At 56.9% G+C, this 22758-nt stretch carries 24 protein-coding genes, 2 tRNA genes and 1 riboswitch; of the genes, 11 read left to right on the top strand and 15 right to left on the bottom strand.

Annotated elements, in window-relative coordinates:
- Positions 1-43: 43 nt before the first annotated feature.
- Positions 44-124: transfer RNA gene (locus SynPROS91_RS03685), tRNA-Ala, on the bottom strand.
- A 617-nt stretch (positions 125-741) separates the two neighbouring features.
- Positions 742-837, top strand: a riboswitch (guanidine-I (ykkC/yxkD leader).
- Between the two features lie 25 nt (positions 838-862).
- Between SynPROS91_RS03685 and speB the strand changes: the two genes are divergently transcribed.
- Genes speB through SynPROS91_RS03650 form a run of 7 tightly spaced genes read left to right on the top strand, consistent with a single transcriptional unit; the run spans position 863 to position 6868 of the window.
- The gene (speB, locus tag SynPROS91_RS03680) at positions 863-2053 is read left to right on the top strand and encodes an agmatinase (RefSeq protein ID WP_186518514.1); all 1191 of its coding nucleotides are present in this window, start codon (positions 863-865) and stop codon (positions 2051-2053) included.
- Positions 2054-2056: 3 nt separating this feature from the next.
- Positions 2057-2455, top strand: coding sequence for a hydrogenase maturation nickel metallochaperone HypA (locus SynPROS91_RS03675; RefSeq protein WP_186518512.1), 399 nt, complete (start codon positions 2057-2059; stop codon positions 2453-2455).
- Between the two features lie 22 nt (positions 2456-2477).
- A complete protein-coding gene (gene hypB, locus SynPROS91_RS03670; protein WP_186518510.1) occupies positions 2478-3182 on the top strand; it encodes a hydrogenase nickel incorporation protein HypB in 705 nt (234 codons plus the stop codon).
- A gap of 35 nt (positions 3183-3217) precedes the next feature.
- On the top strand, positions 3218-4219 hold the full coding sequence (locus SynPROS91_RS03665) for an ABC transporter substrate-binding protein (protein ID WP_186518508.1): 1002 nt from the start codon (positions 3218-3220) through the stop codon (positions 4217-4219).
- Complete coding sequence (locus tag SynPROS91_RS03660; RefSeq protein WP_186518507.1) at positions 4219-5046, top strand: ABC transporter permease; 828 nt, start codon at positions 4219-4221, stop codon at positions 5044-5046. Before SynPROS91_RS03665 ends, SynPROS91_RS03660 begins: the two co-directional genes overlap by 1 nt.
- A gap of 2 nt (positions 5047-5048) precedes the next feature.
- Positions 5049-5804, top strand: coding sequence for an ABC transporter ATP-binding protein (locus SynPROS91_RS03655; RefSeq protein ID WP_186518505.1), 756 nt, complete (start codon positions 5049-5051; stop codon positions 5802-5804).
- Positions 5798-6868: an aromatic ring-hydroxylating dioxygenase subunit alpha gene (locus tag SynPROS91_RS03650; RefSeq protein ID WP_186518503.1), complete on the top strand. Its 1071-nt coding sequence runs from the start codon at positions 5798-5800 to the stop codon at positions 6866-6868. The genes SynPROS91_RS03655 and SynPROS91_RS03650 overlap by 7 nt, the downstream gene beginning before the upstream one ends.
- Here SynPROS91_RS03650 and SynPROS91_RS03645 read toward each other — a convergent pair.
- From SynPROS91_RS03645 to ftsH, 10 genes are all read right to left on the bottom strand, one after another.
- Complete coding sequence (locus SynPROS91_RS03645; RefSeq protein ID WP_255439909.1) at positions 6799-7656, bottom strand: sugar phosphate isomerase/epimerase; 858 nt, start codon at positions 7654-7656, stop codon at positions 6799-6801. The two genes, SynPROS91_RS03650 and SynPROS91_RS03645, sit on opposite strands and share 70 nt — an antisense overlap.
- Positions 7653-7820, bottom strand: coding sequence for a hypothetical protein (locus SynPROS91_RS03640; protein ID WP_186518501.1), 168 nt, complete (start codon positions 7818-7820; stop codon positions 7653-7655). The genes SynPROS91_RS03645 and SynPROS91_RS03640 overlap by 4 nt, the downstream gene beginning before the upstream one ends.
- 479 nt (positions 7821-8299) lie before the next feature.
- Positions 8300-8372, bottom strand: a tRNA-Ala gene (locus SynPROS91_RS03635).
- Positions 8373-8436: 64 nt separating this feature from the next.
- Complete coding sequence (gene lexA / locus SynPROS91_RS03630) at positions 8437-9060, bottom strand: transcriptional repressor LexA (RefSeq protein ID WP_186519398.1); 624 nt, start codon at positions 9058-9060, stop codon at positions 8437-8439.
- 54 nt (positions 9061-9114) lie between these two features.
- Positions 9115-9585 (bottom strand): hypothetical protein, encoded by a 471-nt coding sequence (locus SynPROS91_RS03625; RefSeq protein ID WP_255439908.1) that lies wholly within the window; start codon positions 9583-9585, stop codon positions 9115-9117.
- Complete coding sequence (locus SynPROS91_RS03620; RefSeq protein ID WP_186518499.1) at positions 9582-9830, bottom strand: hypothetical protein; 249 nt, start codon at positions 9828-9830, stop codon at positions 9582-9584. Before SynPROS91_RS03620 ends, SynPROS91_RS03625 begins: the two co-directional genes overlap by 4 nt.
- Positions 9827-9997: a hypothetical protein gene (locus tag SynPROS91_RS03615; protein ID WP_186518498.1), complete on the bottom strand. Its 171-nt coding sequence runs from the start codon at positions 9995-9997 to the stop codon at positions 9827-9829. Before SynPROS91_RS03615 ends, SynPROS91_RS03620 begins: the two co-directional genes overlap by 4 nt.
- Before the next feature lie 3 nt (positions 9998-10000).
- The gene (locus SynPROS91_RS03610) at positions 10001-10753 is read right to left on the bottom strand and encodes a carboxylesterase (protein WP_186518496.1); all 753 of its coding nucleotides are present in this window, start codon (positions 10751-10753) and stop codon (positions 10001-10003) included.
- Positions 10750-11697: an ornithine carbamoyltransferase gene (gene argF, locus SynPROS91_RS03605; RefSeq protein ID WP_186518494.1), complete on the bottom strand. Its 948-nt coding sequence runs from the start codon at positions 11695-11697 to the stop codon at positions 10750-10752. Before argF ends, SynPROS91_RS03610 begins: the two co-directional genes overlap by 4 nt.
- A gap of 288 nt (positions 11698-11985) precedes the next feature.
- On the bottom strand, positions 11986-13869 hold the full coding sequence (ftsH, locus tag SynPROS91_RS03600) for an ATP-dependent zinc metalloprotease FtsH (protein WP_186518492.1): 1884 nt from the start codon (positions 13867-13869) through the stop codon (positions 11986-11988).
- Between the two features lie 229 nt (positions 13870-14098).
- Between ftsH and SynPROS91_RS03595 the strand changes: the two genes are divergently transcribed.
- A complete protein-coding gene (locus SynPROS91_RS03595) occupies positions 14099-14839 on the top strand; it encodes a potassium channel family protein (protein ID WP_186518490.1) in 741 nt (246 codons plus the stop codon).
- Positions 14840-14872: 33 nt separating this feature from the next.
- Here the strand turns inward: SynPROS91_RS03595 and ribD are convergent, their stop codons facing one another.
- The 3 genes from ribD to SynPROS91_RS03580 all read right to left on the bottom strand — a co-directional run bounded on the left by ribD (position 14873) and on the right by SynPROS91_RS03580 (position 19200).
- A complete protein-coding gene (gene ribD, locus SynPROS91_RS03590) occupies positions 14873-15952 on the bottom strand; it encodes a bifunctional diaminohydroxyphosphoribosylaminopyrimidine deaminase/5-amino-6-(5-phosphoribosylamino)uracil reductase RibD (protein WP_186518488.1) in 1080 nt (359 codons plus the stop codon).
- Entirely contained in the window at positions 15952-16449 is a 498-nt protein-coding gene (locus SynPROS91_RS03585) for a DUF3122 domain-containing protein (RefSeq protein ID WP_186519394.1), read from the bottom strand. The genes ribD and SynPROS91_RS03585 overlap by 1 nt, the downstream gene beginning before the upstream one ends.
- 249 nt (positions 16450-16698) lie before the next feature.
- Positions 16699-19200 carry a GH116 family glycosyl hydrolase gene (locus SynPROS91_RS03580; protein WP_186518486.1) on the bottom strand — a complete coding sequence of 834 codons (2502 nt, stop codon included), beginning with the start codon at positions 19198-19200 and terminating at the stop codon, positions 16699-16701.
- A gap of 178 nt (positions 19201-19378) precedes the next feature.
- Between SynPROS91_RS03580 and SynPROS91_RS03575 the strand changes: the two genes are divergently transcribed.
- Complete coding sequence (locus SynPROS91_RS03575) at positions 19379-20875, top strand: MFS transporter (RefSeq protein WP_255439907.1); 1497 nt, start codon at positions 19379-19381, stop codon at positions 20873-20875.
- Here the strand turns inward: SynPROS91_RS03575 and SynPROS91_RS03570 are convergent.
- Positions 20860-21129: a hypothetical protein gene (locus tag SynPROS91_RS03570; protein WP_186519392.1), complete on the bottom strand. Its 270-nt coding sequence runs from the start codon at positions 21127-21129 to the stop codon at positions 20860-20862. The genes SynPROS91_RS03575 and SynPROS91_RS03570 overlap by 16 nt on opposite strands.
- A 176-nt stretch (positions 21130-21305) precedes the next feature.
- Here SynPROS91_RS03570 and cbiE point away from each other — a divergent pair, with 176 nt between their 5' ends.
- A complete protein-coding gene (gene cbiE, locus SynPROS91_RS03565) occupies positions 21306-22571 on the top strand; it encodes a precorrin-6y C5,15-methyltransferase (decarboxylating) subunit CbiE (protein WP_186519388.1) in 1266 nt (421 codons plus the stop codon).
- 54 nt (positions 22572-22625) lie between these two features.
- Positions 22626-22751 (top strand): hypothetical protein, encoded by a 126-nt coding sequence (locus SynPROS91_RS12135; RefSeq protein WP_255439906.1) that lies wholly within the window; start codon positions 22626-22628, stop codon positions 22749-22751.
- Positions 22752-22758: the final 7 nt, after the last annotated feature.

The raw sequence follows: 22758 nt of genomic DNA, 5'->3' as shown, positions 1-22758 counted from the left end.
CCCAAAAACTAAAAGGCCCCTCCAGTGGAAGGGATTCATTCAATGGAGCCAAGCGGATTCGAACCGCTGACCCCCTGCATGCCATGCAGGTGCTTCATGACTCAAACCAACTGATATAACTGGCCTAAAGAAGAATCAACCATTTATTTAGAGCAGTTTTTAGAGCAAAGATGATGGGAAGCGGATGTCCAAAGCCCTTCCTCCTGTATCTCTTGCGAGCTGACTCTGCCCAGCGCGGGTTGATTGTTCTGAGATCTGGCGTCGATCTGGATGGCTTTAGCTTGTGCTGAGGGCTACTTGGATTGCCTCATGCTCGGTATTGAGGAGCTTGCTTATACGAGAAGCAGTTGCTGCTGGTCACCTGAGTGGCTCTATTTGCTTAGACAATATGGCGTGTTTAGAAGACGAACAGATGAAGGGACAGCGCCAATCCAAAGAGCAATGTGACTCATCCTTTCGATTGAGTGGGGCTCAGCACACAATTGAGTTGATGCAGAATTGGGCGAGCCAGTTTCAAGACACAGCCGAGCAATTTAGCCTTAATTATTTATCAAATAGACGGCATTTTGCTTAACCTAAATGAGCATAATGTGAGCTCAAAGGCGAAATTATTATTACCTGCAGTTTTAAAATAAATCCAGCAGATGCATCAATTAGACGGTCCGATAAAGCTGTAGATCAGATCCAGATTTTGTATCAAGTCACACATACGAGGTCAACATCAACGTCAATAGTGATGTTGCGGAAGAAATCTAGGGTTCCGGTCCTCCGGGATGTCTGGTCCAAGAGATTTCAGTCGACGATGTCGGCACACGGAGGGATAAAAGCCCGGGAGACCGCCCCAACCCGAAACCCCCGTTCAATGTCGTCTCCTACGGATCCATCCGGACTATTCCAACGCTCGCATCCAAGCGAAGGGATGCAAGCTCTCGAAAAAGAACGAAAACTTCCCCTCACGGGTTGGCAACAGGAAGTTGATCAAGCCAAGCGTCTAGGCCTGGAAGCAGCTGAGAGCATCGTTGATCGCAACATCTCCACGTTTTCTCGAGGTGAATTGCCGCACTTCGCCGGCATCAACACTTTCATGAAGGCGCCCTACCTGGAAGACGTGAGTCAGGTCGGCAAGTACGACGTCGCCATTGTTGGCGTACCCCACGACTGCGGTACGACTTATCGCCCTGGTACGCGCTTCGGCCCCCAGGGCATCCGCCGCATCTCTGCTCTATACACCACCTACAACTACGAAATGGGGGTGGATCTGCGGGAACAGATCACCCTGTGCGATGTGGGTGACATCTTCACGATTCCCGCGAATAACGAAAAGAGCTTCGATCAAATCTCTAAGGGCATCGCCCACGTGTTCTCCAGCGGGGCCTTCCCGATCATCCTCGGCGGTGACCACTCCATTGGTTTCCCCACCGTTCGAGGGGTTTGCCGCCATCTCGGCGACAAAAAGGTTGGAATCATCCACTTCGACCGTCACGTCGACACCCAGGAGATTGACTTGGATGAGCGGATGCACACTTGTCCATGGTTCCACGCAACAAACATGGCCAATGCTCCGGCCGTGAACCTGGTGCAGCTCGGCATCGGTGGCTGGCAGGTCCCCAGGGAAGGGGTGAAAGTTTGCCGGGAACGAGGCACAAACGTGCTCACGGTCACCGACATCACCGAAATGGGCTTGGAAGCTGCGGCTCAATACGCCATTGAACGCGCGACTGACGGCACCGACTGCGTCTACATCTCGTTCGATATCGATTGCATTGATGCTGGTTTCGTACCGGGAACCGGCTGGCCAGAACCAGGCGGATTGATGCCTCGAGAAGCGCTGAAGCTGCTCGAGTTGATCGTGCGCAATGTTCCCGTCTGCGGGCTTGAAATCGTTGAAGTATCACCTCCGTACGACATCAGCGACATGACATCACTGATGGCAACCCGTGTTATTTGCGACTCCATGGCTCACCTCGTGGTGAGTGGCCAGTTGCCCCGCAAGGGCAAACCGGCATGGATCAGTGACGAATGCAACATGAACGTCGATCAGAAGTGGAGATAACCCATGCATGAAGTCGACATGACCAAGTGCCTTCTGATCTCTCTGAATGAATGGCGCGAACAACGTGATGACTCCTCGGTGATGGTCGAGACCGTTCACCTCGATGTGGGTCGCTTCACCTGCGTCGAACCCGATCAGCTCGTAACCACCTACAACGCTGTAGTGCAGGGCAGTTGGCTCGATGGATCCAAACTCACGATCACGGAGATTCCCTTCGTTGGTCGATGTCTGAGCTGCAACAGCTCCTACGTCCCCGTCCCGGAGAACGCCTATCGCTCGCCCTGTTGCGATCACCCGCTTGAGGAAATCGAGAGCGGCAGGGAATTGCGCATCCGCAGCATCGATTACCGCAGCGACGCAGCAGCTGTCGTTGAGTCGATGTCAATCCAGCGTCGTCGCTGAAAACCAATACCCCCCTTTTCTGATGCACATGCCACTCGAGGACACGCTTGGCCTCAACCTTCTAGCCGCCAACACTCATCAAGCCGAACACAACAACCAACAGCTCGAGCGCTGGGACCTGCTCTGCCTCAACCTCATGAGCAGTCCGGGTGCAGGAAAAACAGCGTTGCTCGAACGCTCACTCCCCTCACTAGCTAGCGATCTGCGGGTGGCAGTTTTAGAAGGCGATATGACCACCCAACTCGATGCTGATCGCCTGGAAGCTGTCGGCATTCCAGTTGTTCCCATCACCACTGGACGTGCATGCCACTTGGACGCGGCGATGGTCAGTGGTGGGCTCAGGTTGCTGCAACAACGGCTCGATCCTGCGGAATTGAACCTTCTCTTGGTTGAAAACGTGGGCAATCTCGTTTGCCCAGCTGAATTCGATGTGGGTGAACACCTCAAGGTGGCGCTGCTGAGTGTCACGGAGGGAGACGACAAACCACTCAAATATCCGCTGATGTTCCGCAATGCAGATGTGGTGCTGATCACCAAGGTTGATCTGCTTCCCCATCTCCCCGTTGATCTCGCTGCGATTCGCCACAACATCCTCAGCATCAATCCCAACGCAACCGTGATCGAGGTCTCCGCAATCACCGGTGAAGGCCTCGATGCTTGGCACCGGTGGGTTCTACAAGCCCTTGCCAACCGGTCCACAACCGCCCCTGCTCTGGCCGCTGCCTGAGCGAACCGAACCTGCTTTTTTATCTCGCCCATGCCATGACCAAACAACTGCGCAACCTTCTCATCGCCGGCCTAGCCATCGTTTTAGCCGTCGCCTGCTCCAAGCCACCAACCCCCACGGTGGGGGGCACTCCCATCGTGATCGGCTACAGCAACTGGGCCGGTTGGTGGCCTTGGGCGATAGCCGTTGAGGAAAAGCTGTTCGAAAAGAACGGCGTGAACGTAGAAATGAAATGGTTCGACGGCTACCTGCAGTCGATGGAAACATTTGCCGCCGGCAAGATCGACGGCAACTCCCAGACCCTCAACGACACCATCTCCTTCCTGCCTGGTGAGAACGGCGGTGAAGTTGTGGTGCTAGTAAACGACAACTCATCCGGCAATGACCAGATCATTGCAGATGCTTCGATTAAATCCGTCGCTGAACTCAAGGGCAAGACCGTTGCCGTTGAAGAGGGTGTTGTTGACGATTACCTGCTCAGCCTTGCGTTAAAAGACGCTGGCCTGAGCCGTGATGATGTTGTGATTAAAGGCATGCCGACCGACCAAGCTGCAACGGCCTTCGCCGCTGGCCAGGTCGATGCCGTGGGTGCATTCCCGCCATACACCGGAACGGCAATGAAGCGAGAAGGCGCCCGCGTGATTGCCAGCTCCAAGGAATACCCAGGCGCGATTCCCGATCTGCTCACCCTGAGTGGTGATCTGATTAAAGAACGCCCCGACGATGTTCAGAAAATCGTCCAAACCTGGTGGGAGGTTCGGGAGTTCATGGCCAAAAACCCTGAAAAGTCTGAGGCGATCATGGCCAAACGTGCTGGCATACCTACCGCTGAGTATGAGCAGTACAAAGACGGCACCCGGTTCTTCTCAATCAAGGAAAACCTTGAGGCCTTCAGCCAGGGGGATGGCATGCAACACATGCCTTATGCAGCGGAATCGATGGCTGACTTCATGGTCTCGGTCGGTTTTCTGCCTGAAAAGCCAGATATGAGCGAGCTGTTTGATGACAGCTTCATCAAGAAGATCGCAGCTTCTTGATGACTGCCACGGCCGCCGCTGTCAGCAAGGAGAGAAACTCCAAGCTTCTCTCTCTGTTCACCTTGGGTGCCATGCCATCCAAGGCCATGCGTGGCGGCCTGCAGGTGGCATCCCTCCTGCTGCCCCTCCTGCTCTGGACCGCCATCGCATCCTTGGGTCTAGTGGATGAGAAGTTTCTTCCTTCGCCCCAGGCCGTGTTCCGATCACTGGCCGCAATGGCAGAGAGCGGCATTTTGTTCCAAGACATCGTCGCAAGCACAGGTCGTGTGTTCGGCGGCTTTCTTTTGGCCACGCTTCTTGCTGTACCCATTGGCATATGTATGGGGGTCTACCCAGCGATCTGCGCTCTCTGTGAGCCGCTCATCGCCATGTTGCGCTACATGCCGGCGGCAGCCTTTATTCCCTTACTGATCATCTACCTCGGTATCGGCGAAGAACCAAAGATCGCCCTGATCTTTATTGGCACGGTTTATTTCAACATTCTGATGGTGATGGATGCAGTGAAGTTTGTTCCCAAGGAATTGATTGAAACCACACTCACGCTGGGAGGGAAAAGCCGTCAACTGCTGGTACAGGTCGTGGCCCGCTACAGCCTTCCCAGCATTATTGATACGTTGCGAATCAATATCGCAACCTCCTGGAACCTGGTGGTGGTGGCGGAGCTCGTCGCCGCTGAAGTGGGTCTTGGCAAACGCATCCAACTAGCCCAACGGTTCTTCCGCACCGACCAAATTTTTGCCGAACTCATTGTGCTTGGCCTCATTGGCTTTGCCATTGACATGGGTTTTCGCCTGCTGCTGCGGCTGAGCTGTAAGTGGGCCATCTGACCATGGAACTGATTGTCAACAATCTCTGCAAGCGTTTCGGGGACAAAACAATCCTCGAAGGCCTTACATTCTCGATGAAGTCAGGTGACTTCAGGGCGATCGTTGGCAGCTCTGGATCAGGAAAAAGCACAATTCTGCGTTTGATCGCCGGCCTAGATCAACCCAGTAGCGGCTCCATCTCGGTGGATGGCAGTCCATTGAGAGGTCCTGGTCCAGACCGCGGAATGGTGTTTCAGAAATATAGCCTTTATCCCTGGCTCAATGCCGCCGAAAACGTTGGTTTTGGAATGCGTCTCCAGCGAATGAAGCCGGCGGAAATCAAAGAACGAACCGCCTACTTCCTCGAAGTTGTCGGCCTCAGTGATGCCGCTAACAAACTGCCAAGGGAACTTTCAGGCGGCATGCAACAACGAGTCGCCATTGCACGGGCACTCGCCACCAACCCAAGCATCTTGCTTCTTGATGAACCCTTTGGTGCCCTTGATTTGCAAATCCGGGAATCCATGCAGGATTTCCTGCTCAAGCTCTGGCAACGAACGGGCCTCACTGTGTTGCTCATCACTCATGATGTAGAGGAGGCCCTGGTGTTAGCCCAACAGGTGCATGTGATGGCCTCGAACCCTGGCCGGATCATCCGTTCCTTCGACGTCGAGCTAGACAAAACCAACCTCGATCAGCTGCGGTTGAGCAACGCATTCCTCACCAAGCGTCGCTCCCTGTCAACCACCATGAGAGAGCTGGAGCCAGCGCTGTGCTGAATCAGCCATTCCTACCTGGATGGCTGTATCGAGACGAGGAGATACACCAGTTGGATTGCACGCTGTACGCGAACCACTTTTGGCACCCAGTGGCCGCTGCAGCTGATCTTCGACCTGGTCAGTCGTTGGCGATCACCCTGCTGCACCAACCCCTTCTGCTGACCTGGCCTGAGGGCGAGCAGCCAAGGGCTTTTCGAAACCGATGCCCCCACCGCGGTGCTGTCTTCCAGGCGGATGGCGAGGCTGGCAAGCCATGCCGGCGTCTGATTTGCCCGTATCACGGCTGGACCTACAACCTCCAAGGTGAATTGCTAGCGGCAACACGGGAATCGGATTTTGAGCATGGTTTCGATCGTCGGGACTGGGGATTGCATGAGCTCCCATGCCGTCTTGACGGACCACTGATCTGGGTCTCCCTGAACGCTCAGGCAATCTCCCTCGATGAACAGCTTGCAATCGTCCACGACACCTCCAACATCCCCTGGTCAGCAGCGCCGATACAGCTGCGACAAGTCCAACGCAGCCTGGCCTGCAATTGGAAAATCGCGCATGACAACACGCTCGACGATTACCACGTCGCAATTGCCCATCCAAAAACCCTCCACCGCGAGCAAGGCCCGGTGCGCCAGTACGTCCATCGCTTCAGCCGCTACGGCACTCTGCTGGAAACTCCCCATCCGGATGGGGGGCGGTTTCTCACATTTGGATTACCTCCGTGGAGCCATCTACTTGTGTGGCCAGACGGACGAATAGCGCTGCTGGAGTTTTTGCCGAATCTGCCCAGCTGTTGCACGATGCAGTTACGGCTGTTCGCACCAACTGAAACCGTCGACAACGCCGCTGCAGACGCCTGGCTCGAACAGTTACTCACGTTTTTAGAGGAAGATCGGGTCCTGGTGGAATCAGCGCAGCTTGGTTACGACGACACTTTCAATCCAGGGCCTCCCCACCGACTGGAACAGAGGATCCTTCACTGGCAATCGATTTATAGGAGTCAGCTATCGACCGCTGCGGGCAACAAGTTGGAGCGCAACCACGATGCCATCTCCGCATTGAGAATCTGAACATCCGAGAGGGGGTTAGCACTAAACGGATGGAGGGGCATATAGCCATCAGGACCAAACTCTGGAGTGATGGTGATTGGCTGATCCAGGTGGAGCGATCGATCCAGAAAAAACTGCCAACAGAGACGATGAGCCTCAAGCGCCTCGGCCCATTCGGGCGCGAAGGGATGGCTGACAGACGGCCCCTGGGCATGTCCGACACGGGCATGGATGTGGTCAACCCGTCCAGCCATTGCTTGAACAGGAGCCAACTCAGGCGTCATTAATCGTTCAGTTACGGCACACCAGTGACTCAAATCAGCCGTCAGGCGCAGCCGCGGATGTTTCGCCACCCGGGCCGACAGACGCCACGGATCGAATAGGGATCGACTGCGATGGGTCTCAAGGGTCACCGGAATTGGACAGGCCTCGATTTGATCAAGGGCAGCCTCAAGGAAGGAGTCCTGATGGGGCTCAGACCAACTATCGCTGCCGGTAATCAACGTGATCTTCAGTGGATTAAGTCGAACAGCACGTAAAAGATCTTCACTCAACTGAGCCAGGTGATCATCTGGGCTCCAATCGAGGGATGGGGTGTAACCGCCCCCTGTTGCGATCTCGATAATGAGCCTCTGTTGGCCCCGCTGCAACAATCGACGAATCTCCGACGGTGGCAAGACGACCAAGGCTGGGTGGTCAAGATTGATTTCCAACCCATCAAAGTCATCAAATTGGGACCGTTCACAGGCCTTGGCTAGTGAGTCCTGCCAACCCCAAAGGGTTTTAAACAGCAGCAACTTCAAATTCAATGTGGGTCAGTGAACAGCTGCGGCTGAATCCCGAGATAAACCGCTTCGCGGAAGAGCTCCTGTTTGGCGCGGGCATCACGAGTTTCTTCAGCAAGTCGAAACCGCTGCTGAAGCGATTCAACCAATCGACGCTGCCGAGCGTCTGTCTTTAATGTCTTCAACATGCCAACCAAGATAAGACCAATTAACCCCACTGTCGTGGGTCAGTGGTGTGGTCTATGACGCTCACCAATCGCACATTTTGCGGGTAGATCGAGTGATGGGAGAACCACAGCGATAAAGAGTTCGATGCGATGCAACGCCGCGGGAGACAGCTTCGAGAGGGTGGATATGGATCGATCGAATGGGATGAGCTGACGGGGCGGAAGTAACTAGCTATTCCGGCGCGTTTACAGCATCTTGGGGAGACGCGAATCCAACGGTGAATGTGGGCTGATCACCTGTCGATTGCACGATGCTGCGCCTGCATCTCAGAGAATGGCTTGGCTGAAGCCGTTGCCCTGATGGGAGGAGGGCTGCACCTGCTCCAGCAAGATCTGATCTTGGAGTCCGTACGGGTGGAGTTAGTGCAAAACGCAGAAGTCGCCAGTTTCTTGCACTGACTTTTGCACTAGTGGGGATGGTTCACTTGGTGAAAACCTAGTGGAGCCAAGCGGATTCGAACCGCTGACCCCCTGCATGCCATGCAGGTGCTCTACCAGCTGAGCTATGGCCCCATGAACAACGCCAAAGCCCGCAAGCCTGTTCGTTGTCGTGGCGAAGCTTACACCGCCAAGGAGCTCAAACCTGGCGCCACACCGCCATTAATTTGCCTTGAACCTGCACCTGCTCCGCTGGCAACTCAATGGGGTCGTAAGCAGGATTTGCCGCTTCCAAGCGCACCACACTTCCATCAAGATGAAAATGCTTGAGGGTGGTGCCACTGCCTGCCACCAAAGCACTCACAATCGTGCCCTGACGCAAACGACGGGGCTCGAGTACAGGCTCCATAAGCACAACATCACCATCAGCGATGTGAGCATCCACCATCGAATCACCATTCACCGTGAGCGCAAACAAGCCGCGGGTTTCAAGCACTGGAGCTAGATCAAGGTGTTCTTGAACATCGTCGAAGGTTTCCACCAAACCACCGGCCGCTACAGCGCCCAGCACCGGAATACCCAACGCCACATCCCCCAACAATTGCAAGGTGCGCGCTTGACCCTCCTGCCAGGTGAGCCATCCCTTCTGCTGCAAATGGCGCAGTCGACTTTGCACAGGAGCGGGTGAACGAAGCCCCATCGCCTGCATCATCTGACGAATAGAAGGGCTATGGCGATGGCTACCGATGTAGTCCGACAGCCAGTCGTAAAGCTCCTGCTGAGCAGTGGTGAGCGGCTCGGGGGATCCAGTGGTCACCGGGATGATCCAATTCAGTCAATACATATGTACCTATTCCATGGGGATTTGGCAAGGGCCTCAAGGATTGGGAGCTAAAGCGCAGATCCAGTTCACCTTGGAAGCCGTACCTTTCCGTCCTGGGTAAACACTCCAACGACCCTCCTGATCCTGTCGCTCCAACACCCCCTTAAGACACTGGGCGCGCATCGATAACTGCCGCATTCCCCAAGGACTGCTCTGCCCTTTACGCATCAACAACAAGGCCTGAAAGCTCACCGTCTGATCACGACGGAAAGGGTCTCGCAAATATTCGGCCGCGTCGATTTTGGGGGATTGCATCGCCTCCAGAAACCTCCAATCCGATGGTGCTGACGTTTCCTGAACGCTCATTTGCTGGCGCACCTCACGCCAAAACTTGGGTTCAGGTTTTGGCGCCCAGCTGGCATCACTCGGCAATGCAGAAGCAACCGACAGGGCAGCGGCCGTGGATCCAATGATCACGATGGTTCGCAATCGAACGGACATCCGCAGGAGGGAAAGACCGCTCATTGCTTCTCCTGGTTGACGTTTTTTTGCTTGATCAATTCAGCCAACATTTCCAATTTGGCGTTTTCGGATTCGGAGGCACGCGTTGCCATCCAGGCACTAGAAGCCTTGAGCTGAGCCAGTTGCTGCACCAGAGAAAGAGCCGTTTCTCGCAGGGTGTCGATGTCATCGCACTCACGGATGAACCGACCCCACTTTTCGAGCCCAAAGGATTGTTCCAAGCCACGCTCAATCGGGTCAATGCTCATGAGCTCTGCTCTCTCTGTTCCTGATCCTTCCGCTCCTGCTCCAGCAAGGGGTCTGGCTGTCCGTTGCAGATGGCTTGAGCCCTGCGATAAAAGCCGCTGTCGCAATCACCCGCCGCTTCTAAGGTTTCGAGAATCCTTTGCCAGTTGTCTCGTTCGACTTGATCCATGCTTCAAATTGACGTTGAAAAAATCTTACGTAGAAATTCGAGACTGAGATCACGCACCGCTGTCCATTCAGCATCCACCGTGATCGAATGACTACTGCGCTCTAACCAGTGAAGCTCTCGAGGAGAGGACTGCACGGTGCGCATCAACAGCTCAATGCCACTGTGTGAAATCACCTTGTCGCGACGACTCGCAATCGCCAGCAGTGGTTGCTGAACCTGGTGGAGCTGCCTGCGCGTACGAGAGATGAGATCAAGCACGCGAGCACTGGTGGCCACTGGGTAGCGGTCGTAAGACCAAAGCCGCTCTGCCGCGATTGGATCAAAGAAGTCAGAGGCCGGCTTTGGCAGCGATTGTGTGAATTGGATCAGCACAGGGGCCAAAAAGCGGCGGGGATCTCCGCTGCGAACAGGAGGTGAATACAGCAAGAGAGCCTTGATTTGGGGGTAACGCAAGGCCAATTGCAAGCTCAAAATCGAACCCAACGACAACCCTCCCACCACCACCTTCTGACCTTCTGACAACAGACGAGTGATCAAGGCATCAAGAGGGTCGATCCACTGCTGCGGATGCACCCCCATCAACTCATTGAGGTTTGTTCCATGACCCATGAGCAGGGGAACCTCTACGCCATAGCCCTCGGAATTCAAGGCCTCAGCGAGGAGCTGCAGCTCAGAAGGCGAGCCGGTGAATCCATGAATGAGAACCACCGTCACTGCCCCCCCAGGCAGTGAAAACGCCTGGGGCGATGCGCTCACAAACCACCAAGCAAAACGGCGAGGAGAGCCTGCTGGGCATGCAGACGATTCTCCGCTTGGTCAAAGATCCGGCTGGACGCACTCTCCATCACCCCGGCACTGATCTCCTCGTCGCGATGGGCAGGCAAACAGTGCAGCACAATCGCTTTGGGATCAGCTTCTGCCAGCAGGGCTTCATCCAAGCAAAAGCCTTTGAAAGCCTGTTCGCGCTCCGCCTGCTCCTGTTCCTGGCCCATGGATGCCCAAACATCCGTATACAACGCCTGGGCTCCGCGCACCGCCGCAACGGGGTCACTGGTGACCTCGATCTGAGCTCCAGCCACAGCAAGTTCATGGGCTTGATCGAGCACCCCGGGTAACGGCTCAAAACCATCGGGACAGCCGATGCGTACATTCACGCCAAGAAGAGCCCCGCAGAGCATCAAGGAGTGGGCCACGTTGTTTCCATCGCCGACGTAAGCCAGGGTTTGGCCTTGCAGATCACCAAAGGCCTCCTGCATCGTGAGGAAATCAGCCAAGGCCTGACACGGATGCTCGAGATCCGTGAGGGCATTGATCACGGGAATCGAAGCCCAGTAGGCGTAATCCACGAGCTCCTGTTGGGCATAGGTGCGCACAGCGAGAGCGTCACAAAAACGACTCAAGACCCTGGCCGTATCTTCCAAGGGTTCACCACGACCGAGCTGGGTGACCTGGGGATTGAGATCCACGGTTTGACCACCGAGCCGGGCCATCGCCACTTGAAAGCTCACCCTGGTGCGGGTGGATGCTTTGGTGAAGATCAACCCCAGCACCCGATTGCCGAGATCGATGCGCCGGTCACCAGACTTCAGTTGGCGCGCAAGGTCAAGCAGAGCCTGGGTTTCCTGCGCAGAAATGTCCGCAGACGACAGGTAATCACTCCCGGTTAAGGAGGTGAGAACAGCAGCAACGCCCTTATCCATGCCAGCGGCTTCAAAGGAGTGTTATCGGAGATAAAAGGGCTGCTCGTCAAGCCTTCTTGAGCCCGCGTGCTGGAAACGTTGCGATTCGGGACGCCAAACGCTTCAAAAAAGTGAACCATTTGCGGCCGATGGTTGACCGATCCAACAAAAAAACTGCCCCCAGAAGGAGACAGTGATTGCAATTGCTGGAAAGTTGAGCGGCGTCTACTTGATCAGTGTCTACTTGAGCAGTGTCTACTTGAGCAGTGTCTACTTGAGCAGTGTCTGCGCTCAGGAAAGCGCGGGAGCCTAAGCAGCAACGGATTGATCAGCAGGCATCACGCTGGCCGAAAGCATCTCTCTGAGGTCATCTCCTTCGATCACTTCTTTTTCAAGAATTTTCTGAGAGATCGTTTCGAGCAATGCCATGTTTTGACGAAGGATCGAAAGGGCTTGGTCGTGGGCACGGTCCACTAAGCCCCGTACTTCACGATCGATCGCTTGCGCTGTGGCATCACTCACCGCGCGGCGGGGATTGTTGTTACCTCCAAGGAAACGACCACCACCTTGCTTGTCGTAAGCAAGGGGTCCGAGGGTGTCGCTCATTCCATAGGTGCCAACCATCTGCTCAGCGATGTCGGTAGCCCGCTGCAGATCGTTAGCAGCTCCTGTGGTGATTTTGCCGAACACAATTTCCTCTGCAGAGCGGCCTCCAATCAGGGTGGCAATTTGCCCTTCCAAATCTTCGCGAGAGTTGAGGAAGCGCTCTTCTGTGGGGAGTTGCAGCGTGTAGCCGAGGGCACTCATGCCGCGGGGCACGATCGAGATCTTGGCCACTTTGCTGCCTCCGGGCATGAGGTGACCCACGATCGCGTGACCAACTTCGTGATACGCAACGACCTTCTTCTCATCGTCTTGCATCACCCGGCTCTTTTTCTCGAGACCAGCAACAACACGTTCGATCGCTTCATTGAGATCGCCCTGTACAACTTCTTTTTTGTAATTACGAGCCGCTAGTAGGGCTGCCTCGTTGACCAGGTTGGCAAGATCGGCACCGGCAAAACCGCTTGTCGCTTGAGCAATCTTGTCTAAATCAACGGCCTCGGCAAGTTTTACTTTTTTGGCGTAGATCTCAAGAATGGTCTTACGACCAGAAAGATCAGGTCGATCCACCAACACCTGACGATCGAAACGACCAGGGCGAAGCAAAGCGGCATCTAGAACTTCAGGCTGGTTCGTCGCAGCCAACACGATCACAGGCTTATCTGTGGATGCAAAACCATCCATTTCGGTAAGCAGTTGATTCAGCGTTTGTTCGCGCTCATCGTTACCTCCAACCACACCCATTGAGCCTGAACGGCTCTTACCAATCGCATCAAGTTCATCAATAAAGATGATGCAAGGAGCGTTCTTTTTGGCCTGTTCGAATAGGTCACGAACGCGAGCAGCACCTGCTCCAACGAAGAGTTCTACAAATTCGGAACCACTAATGATGAAGAAGGGAACACCTGCCTCACCAGCCACTGCTTTGGATAGAAGTGTTTTACCCGTACCTGGAGGACCAACAAGCAACACCCCTTTGGGAATGCGTGCGCCAATCTCGGTATAGCGCTCGGGTGTTTTTAAGAAATCAACAATTTCATTGAGCTCATCTTTGGCTTCATCCACACCGGCAACATCGGCAAACGTGACCCGTGATTGCTCATCCGGCACATACACCTTGGCCTTGCTCTTCGTGAAATTGAGTGCACCTTGAGCACCGCCACCACCCATGGAGCGACGTGCAAAGAACTGCAAAACGAGGATAAAAATCAGCGGGGGAACGACCCAGCTCAAAATGGTGGTGAAGATATTGGGCTTCTTAGGCGGAGCAGCAGCAAACTCAACGCCTTTGCTTTCGAGGCGCTGGGGCAGATCCATATCGAAGATCGGCGTGGTTGCGAGCACAGAAGGCGCTCCTTCCTCAGCCTCACTGAGCTCGTAGCGAATTTGATCTTGGGTGATGAAAGCGCGCTTGACCGCCCCATCATTGACTTGGTCAATAAAAAGTGAATACGGCACCCGAGGCACTTGCTGCATGCCTTGGTTGGGGATGAAGCTGCTCAGCAGCAACAACACTCCGAAACCAATCAAGACAAGATTGATGATCCCGAAGCGCCGATTAGGGCGATTGTCGTCCTCTCGAATCGCCATGAAGCTGGTTCCCAATTGCGCACCAAACTAAGTCGGTTGTTTGCCTGATGGGTGCGCGTGCTGGGAGGAGAACCGAACGCCTCGAGACCAGCGCATGGCTCCATCCCCTTGGTGTTGGACCAACCAGCGTCTAAGCAAGGGCCATAGACGAAACGCGGACCAACCACCTTGCTTGGCTCGATGGCATTCGCGATTGTTGGAATCCTGAGCTTGGCGGAATGCTCTGAAGATGAAATCTGACAGATCAAAGCGCCGCAATCGAGAAAAAATCTATGAGCTGCTTCTAAGCCTCTGCTTATTAGTGCTGGTGAGCTTTGCTTTTCCGCGCCTGAGCTGGATCGGCCCCCTGGGCTATGGCTTGATCGCCTTGCTGCTCACGCAACTGGTGATGATCCGCAAAGCGTCTCTCACCGTTGAAGACCGTTTGTACCAGCTCCTAGGTCTCGGGGCACTTGTTGCCCTGCTTCTGTGGCAAATCACTCCTGTGCGCTGGGTGGTGAGTGGCGTTCCGCTTGTGCTCACCTGGAGTGTGTTGGTGGGCTGGAGCGTGATCCGCTTGGTGGAGCGACTCTCCCAGGAACGCAAAGTTACGGCTGGCTTGCTGATGGGTGCTGCCGCTGGCTATCTGCTCTTAGGGCTAACAGCCGGCTTGGTGATGAGTGCGGTGGAAACCATTCAGCCAGGCAGTTTCGAACCACTCAACATCCTCAAAGAATCCGCCCATGGGCCCGACGCCAGTGTGCTGGTGTCAATGAGAGCCTTCTCTGAAATCAACTATTTCGCCTTCATCTGCTTAACCACCGTGGGCTTCGGTGACATTCAACCTGTGCTGCCCGTCTCGCGGATGCTGGCGATGGTGACGGGAATCATTGGACCGCTTTATTTAGCCGTGGTGATGGGAGTCCTGATCGGTCGTTACACCAGCCAAGTGGAAGAAGAAGACATCGCTGAACACAATGAACACCCATAGCTAGATCCTTTGGAAGGCCCCAGGACGCCTGCTTTAGATCAGCCTCTGCTGCAGCAACAGATCACTGCCTAAACGTTGAGCATTGAGGTCTGAAAGCGCCATAACCTCATCCATCGCCGTGAAGCCAAGATCACCTAGAGGCGTGCGGGCCAAATCACCGCCAAGAAGCTTGGGGGCAATCACGACTGCTAACTCCTGCACGCAACCCTGCTGTAGCGCTGCCGCTGCTAGGGCCGGACCGCATTCCCAGAGCACGCGGTTGCAACCACGTGCAGCCAAAGCGTGAAGGAGATCCAACGGCTCGCTAGCCAAAAGTTCGAGAGTTTCCGGTCCCTCAGGACATGGTCGATCAGCGCAACCTGGCCCATGGGCCAGAAGCGTTGGCGCCAGGCTTGTGTCCCAAAGCTGAGCCTGAGAAGGCAAATCAAGACTCCGGCTCAGCACCACGCGCAACGGCTCTGGCGACCGCCGACCACGGCTGGTGAGCAAGGGGTTATCAGCGCGAACGGTGCCCCCACCCACAATCACCGCATCGCAACCTGCGCGCCAGTGATGCACCCAGTCCCGCGCAGGAGGAGCACTAATCCACTGGCTTTCGCCATTCGGCAAAGCGGTGCGGCCGTCCAAACTCATCGCCCACTTGAGAAGGCCCCAAGGAAGGCCAGTTTGAACGCGATGGACAAAGGCTCGATTTTGCTGAGCCGCCTCTGCCTCCAGCACCCCGGTGATCACCTCCAATCCGGCATCGCGCAAGCGCTGAATGCCGCCACCGGCCACCCGCGGATCAGGATCTGTGAGTGCCACAACCACGCGCTGAATGCCGGCTTGAATCACCGCCTCCGAGCAAGGAGGCGTTCGCCCCTGATGACAGCAAGGCTCAAGCGTGACGATGATCGTCCCGCCCCTGGCGCGCGCACCAGCTTGAGCGAGTGCACCCACCTCGGCATGGGCTTGCCCTGCCTTGGCATGAAAGCCTTCTCCGACCAAAGCCCCTTGAGCATCCAGCACCACAGCACCCACTAGGGGGTTGGGACTGGTTTGGCCTTCAGCCAGGGCTGCCAACTGCAGAGCCCGGCGCATCCAAACATTCCAGCGGGTGCTGCCTGACAGCATCAGCTCAGCTGTTGCGTTTGTACTTCGCGCCACTCGCCCACCACATAGGGAGGAACAGGCAATTCATTGAACACACCCGGCAGGAACAAACGCAAAGGACGGTTGTTGCTCAGATCAGTTAAGAGCGGATCGAGCGCAAATTCAGCGGCAGCTTCTCGACCGTCTTTGGCAAGGGCTGGATTCTTGAGGGTGATGTCGTCCAATTGCCATTCCTTCACTCCGGCCTGAACTAATAGAGACACTGGATGATCGAGCCTCACTTTGCCGGGGTAGCCCACAATCCTCAGCACTACAGGGTTTCCAGGCTTTCCAGTGCGATAAGCAACGGCCTGCCAGCTGTCGTAATCGAGATCGCGCAAGCTTTCAAGGCTGCGCAGCATTGGGGCACCCGCCTCATCGTTGTGCTGATGCACTTGGGCCAGCGCTGCGTTTGGGGTGACCAGAAGCAGGAGCACCGCCGCCAACAACGAAACCAAAAGCCGACGCAGCACACCCATCTGAACAAGCCAATTCATGGAGCCATCATCAACGCTCTATGCCTGGACTGCGGGAACCGCAGGCCTGAGATGAAGACAGCACAATTAACTATCAGAGAAGAAGGCAGAAAAGATGCAAAAGCCAAGCTAATTATAAATCGTTAATACAATTAACTCTGGTCATATTACTGCTTTTGCATGATTGCGCAGACTTAATCGATTCATTGGCGAATCAAAAACTGGCAGAGATCTAACTCAATTGCCCACTTTTTACCCCCGCTGCGCACCAGGAATCGTTTCCCAATCGGTGTGTGTGGCCCAGAGGCCCCAGATCGCCATCGCCCGCAGGTAGTGGCAAGCCCGAAAGGTATTCACGGCTGTGATCGCTTCTGGAGTGCGGAATTGCAAGCCACCGGCATACACCTGGGTCACCACCGCTGAGCAGATCGCTTCTGCGGTTTTGCCCTCACCCATCAAGCGGTAATAGCTGGCGATTCCAAAGTTGATCCCCGTCCACACCTCCAAGGGGTGGGTGCCATTTGGATCCAGCGGAGTGCCATCACGGCGCAAGCCATTGGCGACCCCGAGCGTTCCGCCTGCAAAGTTGTCAAAACAGGCTTCTTTCACCGCCTTCAAGGTGCTGCGGCTATTGGCCTCACTCACCACCGGCGGTAAATCCAGCAAGCGCGCATAGAAATCACCACAGAGCTGATCGGCCATCACCACCGGCGTGCCGCTTTCCGCATCGATGTCGTAGTACTCACCGTTCCAGAGGAGCGTGTCGAAATTGGCGCGGGATTGCTTCAGCCAGCCACTGAAGGTGTGCTGCTCGTCGCCGGTCTCCAATCCCAACTCCAGCTGCAGCCGTTGCGCCATTGCTAAGGCCGCTTCCAAGGCTGCAATCCAAAGCGCTCCGCAATAGGCACTCACCCCCTTGAGCGGCCAATCATCAAAGGTTTGATCCGGCGCCCCGCCGTTATCGGGCAAGCCATCGTCATTCACATCAAATTGCTTGAGGTAGTGCAGGGCCTGCACCGCCGCAGGCCAGCACTCCGCAAGAAAGCTGAGGTCTTCACCAGTGGGCGCCAATTTGAACGTGCGCCACACCTGCAGCACGTAATCACTGGCCAGATCTTTCCAGAGATTGCAGTCTTGATAGGCGGTGTAATTCGTGGCATCAAACGGCACCTCATTCGGTGCTCCCAAATCGTGGGGTGTGGCCCCTTTCACCTTGCGGTCTGCTTCCACACGGCCGCGGCCCTGGGTGAAATACCAACCAATCGGCCGTTGGGTGGCATCCGCCGCTGGAATCGCCCGAGCAAAGCTGCGAATCACCGCCTTATCGAGCTCAGGCCAAAGCTGCAGCAGGGCAAAGGACCCATACAAACGCACATCAAGGCTTTCGTACCAGGCGTAATCGAGGCACTCGAGCACCCCAAAGCGGCCATAGGGATCTTTCGACGTGGCTGCCGTCCAGAGGCTGCCGCCGCTGGCGAGGTCGTAGAGCTCGTTGAACAGCGCCATGCGCAGCTCCTCGGAAAGCTCCTTGCGCGCCAACACCGGTGCTTGCCAGGCTTCGATTTGCTCGTGCCAAGACCGCCAATCACGCAGTGCTTCTGCCGCAATCGCCGCCGCATGGCAGCCATCGGCGCCATAAAAATCGCTGTAGCGGCGCAGGTCGCGCACCCCCGTGGCAAAGCTCGTGACCGGCAGATCCCAGCTGATCGCCACCGGAATCTCTCGGGTTTCACCCGGCGCCAGGGTGAATTTCACGGCGATCGCCGCACTGGCGTGTTCGCCCTTGCGGCTGGCGCGATCGTTGTTGCTATCGGGGATCACCCCACCCGCGGCAAAGGGCTGCCAGAGCTCGGCACCATCACCGCTGGGATCCCAGCGGCTGCAGCGCATCAGCTCCACCCCATCCAGCGTGTCTGGCAGAGCCAAACACCACTGCCCTTCACCTTCTGCCAACGGCGTTGAGCGCTTGCCATCAAGCAGCACCCCGCGCAGGCCATCGCCATCGATCCAGCGGTTGCTCTGGCCCTCGCTATCTCCAATCGCTGGGGCGTAGTTGTGCTCGGGGCTGCCGTCATCACGGAAGTGCACCTCTGCCGAGGCATCGGTGTTGGTAAACCAGCCCACCGTGTTGCGCCAACTCAGCAGCAGCGACAGCTCTAAGGGCTTGTTGGTGGGATTGCTGAGCGTCCAGCGGAACACCGCCACCGGATAACTGCTGCGTTGGTAATCACCAGGAAGGATCGGGCTAAACGCCTCGCAACTCACGTCAGCGCAAAACACCCCGTCGTAGTGGTTCCAGCTCAGGGGGTAGCGAGCGGCATAGGTGCCAGTGCTGGTCTCCTCCGTGCTGGCGGGATACCACTGCCAACTGCTGAGCGGCTTGCCTGACTCCGGCTTGGAGTCATCGCGCGTTGGTTCTGTAGCCAAGGCATGGACACGCACCTGATCGCCTTGTTTTTCCCAAAGCGCGAATTGGCAATCGGGAATGCTGCCGTACCAATGCTCGCCGCCATCGAGATGCCACAGGTTGAAATCACCACGGGAGCTGCGGCCAATGCAGCCTGCCCCAAAGCCACCAAGGGGCATCCCATGCCAGGGGCCATCGTCAAGGTTGCTGGCATAGCGCACCGTGAACGGGGTCTGCCAACCCAAGCCAAACGAGCGGCTCCAGCTGGCTTCTGGTGGTTGCCAACCCTTCCCTGATGAGCCGCGGCTCAGCCGTGAACGCAATGCGGACAGTCCGAGCGGTGCCATGCAGAGGCCGAGAGTGGCTCCAGACTGCCAGAGCTGGCCAGAAGAGCCAGGGCCTTGCTAACAGCAAAAGAGGGGATGGGTGGCGAGCGCCGCAAAGCCAGTACGCGCCTGATTCATCCGCCCCTGCATCCTCTGGAAGGTCACCGGCATCAAAGCCCACTCCATTTCACCGCTGACCGTGCCCTATCTGGGCATCCTCGCCAGCTTGCAGCTGATCGACCCCAGTGTTGCCAATATCGCCTTGGTGAAAGCCAGCGATGCCTTGCAAATGCATGGCGCTGTGTTGGCCCTCGGCGCCAGCGTGTCCACCTTGGCTCAAGCCGCAGCGGTGTTGGTGATGGGCTTTTTCGGCGACCGTTTTGGGCGGCGGCGGGTGCTGGCGGCCTCCCTGCTACTGGCTCTGTTGGGGAATCTGCTCTCAATGCTGTCCAGCGAGGCGGGCCTGTTTCTGCTCGGCCGTGCCCTCACCGGCATCGCCCTGGGGTCGGTGCTCACCAGCACCTTTGCCAGCGTGCGCTTCGTGACTCCCGCTGCTGGCGTAAGCGCCGCCCTCGGCCTTTGGAACCTGCTGATCGTGGTGGGCTTTATCAGCGGCTCCCTGCTCGGTGGCTGGATGGCCACGATCGATTGGCGCCTGTCCTTTTTGCTGGTGCCACTGATTTGCAGCGCCAGCCTGCTGCTGTTGCCCGCGCTAGTACCTGCCATTCCAGGCAATCGCGCCCTCAAGCCCGACCTTCCCGGCCTAGCGAGCATCGCGATCGCGATGGTGCTGTTTCTGTTTGGCATCAACCACGCCGCCTTAGGGCTGCGCAGCCCCAGCTTCTGGCTGCCCACCTGCAGCGGACTGTTGTTGTTTGTGCTGCACATCAGCATTGAGCGCCGCAGCCGCAAACCGATCTTTCCGCCTCGGCTTTACCTGCGCGGTTTCTTTGCCGCAGCGGTGATCAACGGGATCGGCTGGAATGTGGCGCAAGCGGTGGTGCAGCTGCAAACCAGCAACTTCTGGCAGCTGGTGCAGGGTTACAGCACCAGTGCGGTGGCCTTCGCTCAGCTGCCCTTCCTGATCTGTTTTGGCGTAGCAGGGATCTACGCCGGGCGCTGGATGGGTCCAGGCCGGCGCACCTTGGTGTTGATGGCGGGCGGCAGCTTGGCGCTGGTGCTCGGCCTAGCTCTGTTCGCGATCGTGCAAGTGCAAACGCCCTATTGGCAGCTACTGCCGGCCTTAATGCTGGCCGGCCTCGGCCTGGCCTTTGTAGCCGTGCCGCAATCTGCCTTGTTTGTGCAGGAAGCACCGGAGAATTGCTTTGGATCGGTGCTGGCCTTTCGCACCACCAGCGGCCAGCTGGGCTTTGCCTTTGGGCTCGCCGCCAGTGGAACGATGATCAGCGGTTTTGGCTTCCATGATCTGCACAGCCGCATGCAAGCCGCGGGTCTGGGCTTGGAGCATCTGCCCCAACTCGATGAGCAGATTCGTTTGTTTCTACGCAATAGCCCGATCTCGCTTGAGGGATCAGCGTCTCAGCAACTGCTGCAACTGCTGCGGGAGGCCTACACCCAGGGGCTGGCAGGAACGATGTTGGTCGTGGCAGTGATCACGGGGCTGCTGTTTGCGATCAGCTTGCTGCTGTTGATCATTGGCCGCGAGCAACAACTGCTCCATCAAGAAGGTTCCTGAGCGATGCCGTCTTCCGCATCAAGCAGGGCATCGAGCGTCACCGCTGTACGCACCAGCGCCTGATAACGCTGCAAAACGCGTCGATTGCGCTCCAGCCAGCGCGCGGCATCGGCTGGCGCATCGCGACTGCCCCCACCCACCAAACCGGAGGGGTTGTCCCCATCCATCAACTCCAGATCGCCCTGTTGGGCCACGAGGGCCAGCAGCAGGTCGTGCAGACGTTGCCGGCGCTCTTTGATCCCATTGGTGCACATTTCAACCACACCGCAAACGTTGTGGCCATCTTGAAGGGATGGAGGTCTGACGCCTCCGCGCACCCACCCTTTCAATGCTTGTTTCCAAACGAAGCAAGGTGCTGACAGCTCTTCTGGCCAGATAACGCACGATTGTGATCAGCGAACTCGTAATAAGCACGCAGCACAATGGCGTGATGATCGATGTGATCGGCACCGACGCCGGTGCTCCCGGCTCGCTCCCACCCGGAGCTCAGCTCCTGGTGGATCAGGCCCACCTGCTGGCAGCCCCAAAACGGATGCTGCCTGCCCTGCAGCAATGGCGCACCTCTGAACCAAACCAGCGTTGCATCGCCAGTGACAATCCAATCTCTCTAAGCGAGGAGTTGCTGGCCCTCGGGAGTGATCAGCGCGCGGTAGTGCTGGCCAGCGGTGATCCGTTGTGGTTCGGGATCGGCCGGATCTTGATCGAGCGCCTGGGACGCGAACGTCTGCGCTTTCATCCAAGCCCCTCGTCCTTGCAACTGGCATTTGCCCGACTGGGCAGGCCCTGGCAGGACGCGCAATGGCTCAGCTTGCATGGCCGTGACCCTGCCCCACTCTCTCTGCGCTTGCAACAACGCCCCAGCGCCTTGGCCGTGCTCACCGATCCCAGTCGAGGTGGTGTAGACGAGGTGCGCCAAAGCTTGCGCAGCAGCGGCCTGGAATCGGCCTATGCCCTCTGGCTCTGCGAATCGCTTGGTCACAGAAGTGAGCGCGTGCAACGGCTGGCCCCCTGCCAAGCCACGCCTAGCGATTTGCACCCCCTGCATTTGGTGGTGTTGCTTGCGGAAGCTCAAGCGGCTCCACCCGCCGATCAACTTCCACTGTTTGGCCTGGAGGATGGTGTGTTTCTCCAACACAGCGACCGCCCCGGCTTGATGACCAAACGGGAGGTGCGGATCCAATTGCTCGCTGAGCTCAACCTTCCAGCACGCGGCGTGCTTTGGGATCTGGGTGCGGGCACCGGCAGCGTTGGCCTCGAAGCGCTGCGGCTGCGGCCGCAGTTGCAGTTGCTTTGCATTGAACAGCGCAGCGGTGGATCGTCCCTGATCGCCGCCAATGCCGCACGCCTGGGTGTTCAACCAGCAGCTGTACTGGAGGGGGATGCCATGGAAGAACTCCCCAACCTCCCTGCAGCCTTAGCCGCCCCTGACCGGGTGCTGATTGGTGGCGGTGGCCGCAAACGCAGGGCCCTGCTGGAGCAAGTGATCCAACGCATGGCCCCCAAGGGTGAAGTGGTGATTCCACTCGCCACCTTGGAGGCCTTAGCGGAGCTGAAGCCGGTGCTTGAGGCCACCGATTACTCAGTGAAGGTGAGTCAGCAGCAGGCCTGGCGCGGACAACCGCTTGCCGATGGCACGCGGCTTGCTCCGATGAATCCGGTGTTGATCCTCAAGGGAAGCGCTCCCCCACAAAACTGAGCCTGACGCGATTCAACAGAAAAGGGCAGAATCAAGCACTTTGAAGCTCGCAGGATGGCCATCCGAGAACGCAAACCCCAGGTGTCACCCCTGCGCCTCAAGATCACTCTTTTCATTGCAGGTGTTGGCCCGTTGCTTGCCGTTGGGCTGTGGCTTCAATCCAAAGGATTCTTCAGCTAGGCACGCC

Source organism: Synechococcus sp. PROS-9-1 (assembly GCF_014279775.1).
In the GTDB taxonomy this organism is placed as follows: Bacteria; Cyanobacteriota; Cyanobacteriia; order PCC-6307; family Cyanobiaceae; genus Synechococcus_C.
This window is presented reverse-complemented; position numbering and strand designations above follow the sequence as displayed.

What these genes read in the sequence shown, in the direction of transcription:
- speB (WP_186518514.1), top strand. Translation starts at nt 863, where the DNA reads ATGTCGTCTCCTACGGATCCATCCGGACTATTCCAACGCTCGCATCCA.
- SynPROS91_RS03675 (WP_186518512.1), top strand. Translation starts at nt 2,057, where the DNA reads ATGCATGAAGTCGACATGACCAAGTGCCTTCTGATCTCTCTGAATGAA.
- hypB (WP_186518510.1), top strand. Translation starts at nt 2,478, where the DNA reads ATGCACATGCCACTCGAGGACACGCTTGGCCTCAACCTTCTAGCCGCC.
- SynPROS91_RS03665 (WP_186518508.1), top strand. Translation starts at nt 3,218, where the DNA reads ATGACCAAACAACTGCGCAACCTTCTCATCGCCGGCCTAGCCATCGTT.
- SynPROS91_RS03660 (WP_186518507.1), top strand. Translation starts at nt 4,219, where the DNA reads ATGACTGCCACGGCCGCCGCTGTCAGCAAGGAGAGAAACTCCAAGCTT.
- SynPROS91_RS03655 (WP_186518505.1), top strand. Translation starts at nt 5,049, where the DNA reads ATGGAACTGATTGTCAACAATCTCTGCAAGCGTTTCGGGGACAAAACA.
- SynPROS91_RS03640 (WP_186518501.1), bottom strand. Translation starts at nt 7,820, where the DNA reads ATGTTGAAGACATTAAAGACAGACGCTCGGCAGCGTCGATTGGTTGAA.
- SynPROS91_RS03625 (WP_255439908.1), bottom strand. Translation starts at nt 9,585, where the DNA reads ATGAGCGGTCTTTCCCTCCTGCGGATGTCCGTTCGATTGCGAACCATC.
- SynPROS91_RS03620 (WP_186518499.1), bottom strand. Translation starts at nt 9,830, where the DNA reads ATGAGCATTGACCCGATTGAGCGTGGCTTGGAACAATCCTTTGGGCTC.
- SynPROS91_RS03615 (WP_186518498.1), bottom strand. Translation starts at nt 9,997, where the DNA reads ATGGATCAAGTCGAACGAGACAACTGGCAAAGGATTCTCGAAACCTTA.
- argF (WP_186518494.1), bottom strand. Translation starts at nt 11,697, where the DNA reads ATGGATAAGGGCGTTGCTGCTGTTCTCACCTCCTTAACCGGGAGTGAT.
- ftsH (WP_186518492.1), bottom strand. Translation starts at nt 13,869, where the DNA reads ATGGCGATTCGAGAGGACGACAATCGCCCTAATCGGCGCTTCGGGATC.
- SynPROS91_RS03595 (WP_186518490.1), top strand. Translation starts at nt 14,099, where the DNA reads ATGAAATCTGACAGATCAAAGCGCCGCAATCGAGAAAAAATCTATGAG.
- ribD (WP_186518488.1), bottom strand. Translation starts at nt 15,952, where the DNA reads ATGCTGTCAGGCAGCACCCGCTGGAATGTTTGGATGCGCCGGGCTCTG.
- SynPROS91_RS03585 (WP_186519394.1), bottom strand. Translation starts at nt 16,449, where the DNA reads ATGGGTGTGCTGCGTCGGCTTTTGGTTTCGTTGTTGGCGGCGGTGCTC.
- SynPROS91_RS03580 (WP_186518486.1), bottom strand. Translation starts at nt 19,200, where the DNA reads ATGGCACCGCTCGGACTGTCCGCATTGCGTTCACGGCTGAGCCGCGGC.
- SynPROS91_RS03570 (WP_186519392.1), bottom strand. Translation starts at nt 21,129, where the DNA reads ATGTGCACCAATGGGATCAAAGAGCGCCGGCAACGTCTGCACGACCTG.
- cbiE (WP_186519388.1), top strand. Translation starts at nt 21,306, where the DNA reads ATGATCGATGTGATCGGCACCGACGCCGGTGCTCCCGGCTCGCTCCCA.
- SynPROS91_RS12135 (WP_255439906.1), top strand. Translation starts at nt 22,626, where the DNA reads ATGGCCATCCGAGAACGCAAACCCCAGGTGTCACCCCTGCGCCTCAAG.